General features: G+C 72.3%; 5 protein-coding genes. 1 reads left to right on the forward strand and 4 read right to left on the reverse strand.

The window, feature by feature from the left end; all coding sequences use genetic code 11:
* Nucleotides 1-184: 184 nt before the first annotated feature.
* Nucleotides 185-1,405, reverse strand: coding sequence for an acetyl-CoA C-acetyltransferase (locus C3486_RS24120; RefSeq protein WP_103834847.1), 1,221 nt, complete (start codon nt 1,403-1,405; stop codon nt 185-187).
* A gap of 282 nt (nt 1,406-1,687) precedes the next feature.
* Nucleotides 1,688-2,719, reverse strand: coding sequence for an SGNH/GDSL hydrolase family protein (locus C3486_RS24125; RefSeq protein WP_181138670.1), 1,032 nt, complete (start codon nt 2,717-2,719; stop codon nt 1,688-1,690).
* Between the two features lie 202 nt (nt 2,720-2,921).
* Between C3486_RS24125 and C3486_RS24130 the strand changes: the two genes are divergently transcribed.
* Nucleotides 2,922-4,304: a cystathionine beta-synthase gene (locus C3486_RS24130; RefSeq protein WP_103834848.1), complete on the forward strand. Its 1,383-nt coding sequence runs from the start codon at nt 2,922-2,924 to the stop codon at nt 4,302-4,304.
* Between the two features lie 332 nt (nt 4,305-4,636).
* Here C3486_RS24130 and C3486_RS24135 read toward each other — a convergent pair whose 3' ends face one another.
* Both C3486_RS24135 and C3486_RS24140 read right to left on the reverse strand, forming a co-directional pair.
* Entirely contained in the window at nt 4,637-5,041 is a 405-nt protein-coding gene (locus C3486_RS24135) for a hypothetical protein (protein WP_103834849.1), read from the reverse strand.
* 9 nt (nt 5,042-5,050) lie between these two features.
* Nucleotides 5,051-6,463, reverse strand: a complete 1,413-nt coding sequence (locus tag C3486_RS24140; protein WP_103834850.1) for a cytosine permease — start codon at nt 6,461-6,463, stop codon at nt 5,051-5,053.
* Nucleotides 6,464-6,500: the final 37 nt, after the last annotated feature.

Below are 6,500 nucleotides of genomic sequence, written 5' to 3' on the forward strand. Positions count from 1 at the left end.
GTCGCGCTGAGCTTCGCCTTCGCTGCGGGCAGGTGCCGGGCACTCGTTCCTCGCGCCCGACCCCTACCCTCCGCTGCGGCTCGGCTCAGCCGCTCGTGCTTGTGGTCGCGCTGAGCTTCGCCTTCGCTGCGGGCAGGTGCCGGGCACTCGTTCCTCGCGCCCGACCCCTACCCTCCGCTGCGGCTCAGCTCAGCCGCTCGATGACCATCGCCATGCCCTGGCCGCCGCCCACGCACATGGTCTCCAGGCCGAACTGCTTGTCGTGCCACTGCAGCGAGTTGATCAGGGTGCCGGTGATCCGGGCGCCGGTCATGCCGAAGGGGTGGCCGACCGCGATGGCGCCGCCGTTGACGTTCAGCCGGTCCAGGTCGATGCCCAGCTCCCGGTAGGACGGGATGACCTGCGCGGCGAACGCCTCGTTGATCTCGACCAGGTCGATGTCGCCGATGGACAGGCCCGCGCGCCGCAGCGCCTGCTTCGACGCCTCGACCGGGCCCAGGCCCATGATCTCGGGGGAGAGGCCCGAGACCCCGGTGGAGACGATGCGGGCCAGCGGGGTCAGGCCCAGCTCGCGCGCCTTGGTGTCGGACATGATCACCAGCGCCGCCGCACCGTCGTTGAGCGGGCAGCAGTTGCCGGCCGTGACCAGCCCGTCGGGGCGGAAGACCGGCTTCAGGCCCTGGACGCCCTCCAGCGTTACGCCGGGGCGCGGGCCGTCGTCCTTGCTGACGACCGTGCCGTCCGGGGTGGTGACCGGGGTGATCTCCCGCTCCCAGAAGCCGTTCTTGATGGCCTGCTCGGCGAGGTTCTGCGACCGCACGCCGAACTCGTCCATGTCCTGGCGGGTGATGCCCTTGAGCCGGGCGAGGTTCTCCGCGGTCTGGCCCATCGCGATGTACGGGTCGGGGACCAGGCCGTCCTCGCGCGGGTCGTGCCAGGTGGTGCCCTCCTGCTGGGCCACCTCGGCGGTGCGCGCCTCGGCCTCGGCGAAGAGCGGGTTGTGGGTGTCCGGCAGGCTGTCGGAGTTGCCCTTGGCGTAGCGGGAGACGGTCTCCACGCCGGCCGAGATGAAGACGTCGCCCTCGCCGGCCTTGATGGCGTGCATCGCCATGCGGGAGGTCTGCAGGGACGAGGAGCAGTACCGGGTGATGGTGCAGCCGGGCAGGTGGTCCATGCCCATCTGCACGGCCACGATGCGGCCCAGGTTGTTGCCCTGCTCGCCGCCGGGCAGGCCGCAGCCGAGCATCAGGTCGTCGATGTCCTTCGGGTCCAGCTCGGGCACCTTGGCCAGCGCCGCCTTGATGATCTCGGCGGTCAGGTCGTCCGGGCGCAGGTCCTTCAGGGAGCCCTTGAAGGCGCGGCCGATCGGGGAGCGGGCGGCAGAGACGATCACGGCTTCGGGCATCACGGCTCCAGAGGAGAGACGGCACGGGTGAGGACTGTGAGGCAAGCTACCTGCGCGTACAGCGAAGGTCACGGCTCCTGCGCTGTGATGCGGGCCTCTTTTCTAAGCGGCTGCTTACCTCCGTACTGAGCGGATGCTTACTCATCGGCGGAGGATACGCAAGGGTGCGAAGGGCGAGCGGCCGCCCGCCGGGGGCCGGCACCCCGCCGCTCACCCGTGGCCGTCGTCCGCCCGGACACGCCGCCCGCCCGGCCCCGTGCCACAGGCCGCCCCGCCGCGGCGCTACGGCGTCTCCTCCCCGTGCTCCGCCGCGGCGGCGGCCGCCGCCTCCGCGTCCTGGGCCGAGATCCGGTGCCGCCTGCGGTGCTTGAGCAGGGCCCACGGCGCCCGGCTGCCGGCGACCTCCGTGCCGCCCTCGGACGCCGCCTGCGCGGCCGCCTCGGCGACCGGCAGGAACCGCTCGCGCCGCTCCGGCTCCGGGCTCTCCTCCTCCGGCCACAGACCGAGCGCCGCGCACAGCGTCGGCAGCACGGCCATCGCCGCTGTCGCGTACCCCTCGGCCGAGGGGTGGTAGTTGTCCGCGCTGAACAGCTCGCGCGGATTCGCCTCGAACTCGGGCCCGAGCAGATCGCCCAGCGACACCGTCCGGCCGCCGTTCTCCACCACGCCGATGGTCTGCGCGGCGGCCAGCTGCCGGCTCAGCCGCCGGGCCACCCAGCGCAGCGGCTGGTACACCGGCTCGATCGTGCCGAGATCGGGGCAGGTGCCCACCACCACCTCGCTGCTGGCCGCGCGCAGCCGGGCCACCGCCTCCGAGAGCATGCGGACGGAACGGGCGAGCGGCATCCGGTGCGTGACGTCGTTCGCGCCGATCATGATCACGCAGACGTCCGGCGGCGGGCCGTCCGCGAGCAGCAGCGTCACCTGGCGTTCCAGGTCGTCGGACTGGGCGCCGGGCAGCGCGACGTTGCGCAGGTCGACCGGGCGTTCGGCGAGCGCGGCCAGGCCGGAGGCCAGCAGCGCCCCGGGCGTCTGGCGGGCCCGGGTGACGCCCTGGCCGGCCGCCGTGGAGTCGCCGAGGAAGCCGAGCCGCAGCGCGGGCCGGTCGGTGCGGTACCAGAAGGTGGCGCCGTAGCGTCCGTCGGCGGGCGGCGGCAGCTCGCTGGAGCCGCCGACCGTACGGCGCGCGAGCCGCACTTCGGTCAGGAGGAGGCCCACGGCGGCGACGCCGAGCAGCCCGACTCCTCCGCTGCCGAGGGCCGCGGCCGTGGCGATCCGGCGCGCCACTCTCGCCCTGGACATGGTCATCGGCATCGGCCGGGCACCTCCCCGCAGTGCGTGTACGGGGGGCGTCGGGGAGCGAAACCCGGCGCGCGCCCCGCGGAATCGCGAAACTCGTGTCAAGAACGTCTTGCCCCGCGGGGCCGTCGCCGCAACGCACCCGCCCTGCAGGGGTGAGCGCAATAGGCTGGCCGGACGGGCGCAGGACAGCGCGCCCCCTACCGCGGAGACCACCGTGCAGGTTTATGAATCGATGATTGACCTCGTGGGCAACACCCCGCTTGTGAGGCTCAAGAACGTCACCGACGGCGTACGGGCCACCGTCCTCGCCAAGGTCGAGTACTTCAATCCGGGCGGGTCCGTGAAGGACCGGATCGCGGTGCGGATGATCGAGGCCGCCGAGCGGTCGGGCGCCCTGAAACCGGGCGGCACGATCGTGGAGCCGACCTCGGGGAACACCGGCGTCGGCCTGGCGATCGTGGCCCAGCAGAAGGGCTACAAGTGCATCTTCGTCTGCCCGGACAAGGTGTCGACGGACAAGATCAACGTGCTGCGGGCCTACGGTGCCGAGGTCGTGGTCTGCCCCACGGCCGTCGACCCCGACCACCCCGATTCGTACTACAACGTCTCCGACAGGCTGGTACGCGAGACGCCCGGCGCCTGGAAGCCGGACCAGTACAGCAATCCGGACAACCCGCGCTCGCACTACGAGTCCACGGGGCCCGAACTGTGGGACCAGACCGACGGCCGAATCACGCATTTCGTGGCGGGCGTCGGCACCGGCGGCACCATCAGCGGGACCGGGCGCTACTTGAAGGACGTCAGTGACGGCAAGGTCAAGGTCATCGGCGCCGACCCGGAGGGCTCCGTCTACAGCGGCGGCTCCGGGCGCCCGTACCTGATCGAGGGCGTCGGCGAGGACTTCTGGCCCACCGCCTACGACCGCACCGTCGCCGACGAGATCGTCGCGGTGTCGGACAAGGATGCCTTCCAGATGACCCGGCGGCTGGCCAAGGAGGAGGGGCTGCTGGTCGGCGGCTCCTGCGGGATGGCCGTGGTGGCGGCGCTGAAGGTCGCCGAGGGCCTGGGCCCGGACGACGTCGTGGTGGTGCTGCTGCCGGACAGCGGCCGCGGCTACCTCTCGAAGATCTTCAACGACGACTGGATGAACGACTACGGCTTCCTGGAGACCGGGGACACCGACCGGGTCGCGGACGTCATGCACAACAAGCACGGCGCCATCCCCGAACTGGTGCACATGCACCCCGAGGAGACCGTCGGCCAGGCCATCGAGGTGCTGCGCGAGTACGGCGTCTCGCAGATGCCGATCGTGAAGCCGGGCGCCGGACACCCGGACGTGATGGCCGCCGAGGTCATCGGCTCGGTGGTGGAACGCGAGCTGCTGGACGCGCTGTTCGCGCAGCGGGCCTCGCTCGGCGACCCGCTGGAGAAGCACATGTCCCCGCCGTTGCCGCAGGTCGGCGCGGGCGAGCCGGTCGCCGACCTGATGGCCGTGCTCGAAGGTGCCGACGCCGCGATCGTGCTGGTGGAGGGCAAGCCGACCGGGGTCGTCAGCCGGCAGGACCTGCTGGCGTTCCTGGCCCGCGGGGCGCGCTAGCCGCGTCCGGCGCACGGGAGGGAGCCGCAGGCCGGCGGGGCGGCCGGGGCCGATGCGGCGTCAGGTGTCCGTAAGGAAAAGGCCCGTGGACGCAAGGTGTACGTATGCGTCACGCGGACGCAGCACGGACTTAACACGCGTCGGGCAGATTGGTTGGTGCGGCGGCCAGGAACTCCGGAGCGGCTCCCGGACCTCCCAGCCGCCAGGACGCGTCCGACCGGCCCTGACCCGGTCCGTGTCCCCCGCGGGGACCGCCGTCGTCCCGCCCCCGGCGCGAGCCGGGGTGCGGCGGTCCCCGCAAGAACGTTTCGGCCGCTCCCGCTGCCCGCGGGTCAGTCCGCGTCGCGGGCCGCCCGCTCGCGGCGGGAGCGCCCGAACGAAGGGCTCGCCTGCGCCACGTTCACCCCGACGATGCCGGCCCAGGACACCAGCAGGCCGGTCAGCCCGGCGTTGGCCGCGCCGATCGCGGAGAGCGGCACGGCCAGCACCAGCGACACCGCGGCGAAGCCGAACCGCTCGCCGAAGCCGCCGGCCGGGCCCGCCGGGCGCCGGACGTCCCCGCGGGCCACCTGCATCTGCCGCTCCGCGACCCCGCGGCGCACCCGCTGGTCCACCGCCCGGTCGAGCTTCTCCATGAAGGAGTCCAGCAGTTCGGCCTCGTAGTCCGGGCCGAGCTCCCTGCGGGTGTGCAGGGTCGCGTCGAGCTCTTTCCTCAGCTCCGGGTCACCAGTCGTCATGCCCGGAGGCTACGGGCGGGAGGCCGCACGCGCAGTGGGGCTGGCCCCCGTATCCGCCGCCGGGATGCGGGCGGTGTCGTGCCGGGCGACGGCCCAGTACAGCGCCGCCGGCACGGCGAGGCCGACCAGCCAGGAGACGTCGGCGCCGCCCAGCGGGGCGACCAGCGGCCCGGTGTAGAAGTGCGTGGCCAGGAAGGGCAGCTGGGCGACCAGGCCCACCCCGTAGACCAGCAGCGCCTTGCCGTTCCAGGCGCCGTAGCGGCCCGCCGGGTCGCTCAGGGCCGGGATGTCGTACCGCTCCTTGGAGATCAGGTAGTAGTCGACCAGGTTGATCGCCGACCAGGGCGTGAAGAAGGTCAGCAGGAAGAGCAGGAAGTCCTTGAAGGAGGTCAGGAAGGAGTCCTTGCCCAGCAGGGCCACCGAGGTGCCGACGACCATGATCCCGGCGAAGTAGAGGCTGCGGCCGCGCGGCGAGAGCGTGCGCTGCCCGCGGAAGCCGCTGATGCTCGTCACCATCGACATGAAGCTGCCGTAGGTGTTCAGCACGTTGATGGTGAGCTTGCCCAGGGCGATGACGAAGTACAGCACCGACGCCATCAGGCCGGCCCCGCCCAGCCCCACGATGTAGGACACCTCGTGGCCGACGAAGGCCGTCGGGGCCGCGGCCGCCGCCAGCGCGCCGAACGTCATCGACCACTGCGAGCCGAGCACCGAGCCGGACAGCGTCCACCAGAAGGTCGCGCGGGCCGAGGTCTGCCGCGGGAGGTAGCGCGAGTAGTCCGCGACGTACGGGCCGAAGGCCAGCTGCCAGGACGCGGAGAGCGAGACGGCCAGCAGGAAGACCGGGAAGTCGAAGGCGCGGTCGTGCAGCAGCGCCGCCAGGTCGGCCCGCTCCAGCAGGCGTACGCCGAGGTAGACGAAGGCCACCGCGCAGACCAGCCCAGCGACCCGGCCGAGGGCGTGGATGAGGCGGTAGCCGACGGCGGCGGCGAAGGCGGTGATCGCGCCGAACACGATGATGCCGGTGGCGTCGCCGAGGTGCGTCAGATGGCCGACCGCCTGCCCGGCGAGCACGGTGCCGCTGGCGAAGAAGCCGATGTACATGACGATGACCAGGGCCAGCGGGACGACGGCCCCGCGCACGCCGAACTGGGCCCGCGAGGAGATCATCTGCGGCAGCCCGAGCCGCGGCCCCTGCGCCGAGTGCAGCGCCATCACCGCGCCGCCCAGCAGGTTGCCGAGCAGCAGGCCGAGCACCGACCAGAAGGCGTTGGCGCCGAACACGACGGCCAGCGCGCCGGTGACCACCGCGGTGATCTGGAGGTTCGCGCTCAGCCAGAGGGTGAACTGACTGAAGGCGGTGCCGTGCCGTTCGGAGTCCGGTACGACGTCGATCGACCGTTGTTCCACCACGCCTGCCATGGGCCGTCCCTCTCTCGCTGCATGAGTTCATTCAGCA

The organism is Streptomyces sp. Ru73 (genome assembly GCF_002920575.1).
GTDB lineage: Bacteria > Actinomycetota > Actinomycetes > Streptomycetales > Streptomycetaceae > Streptomyces.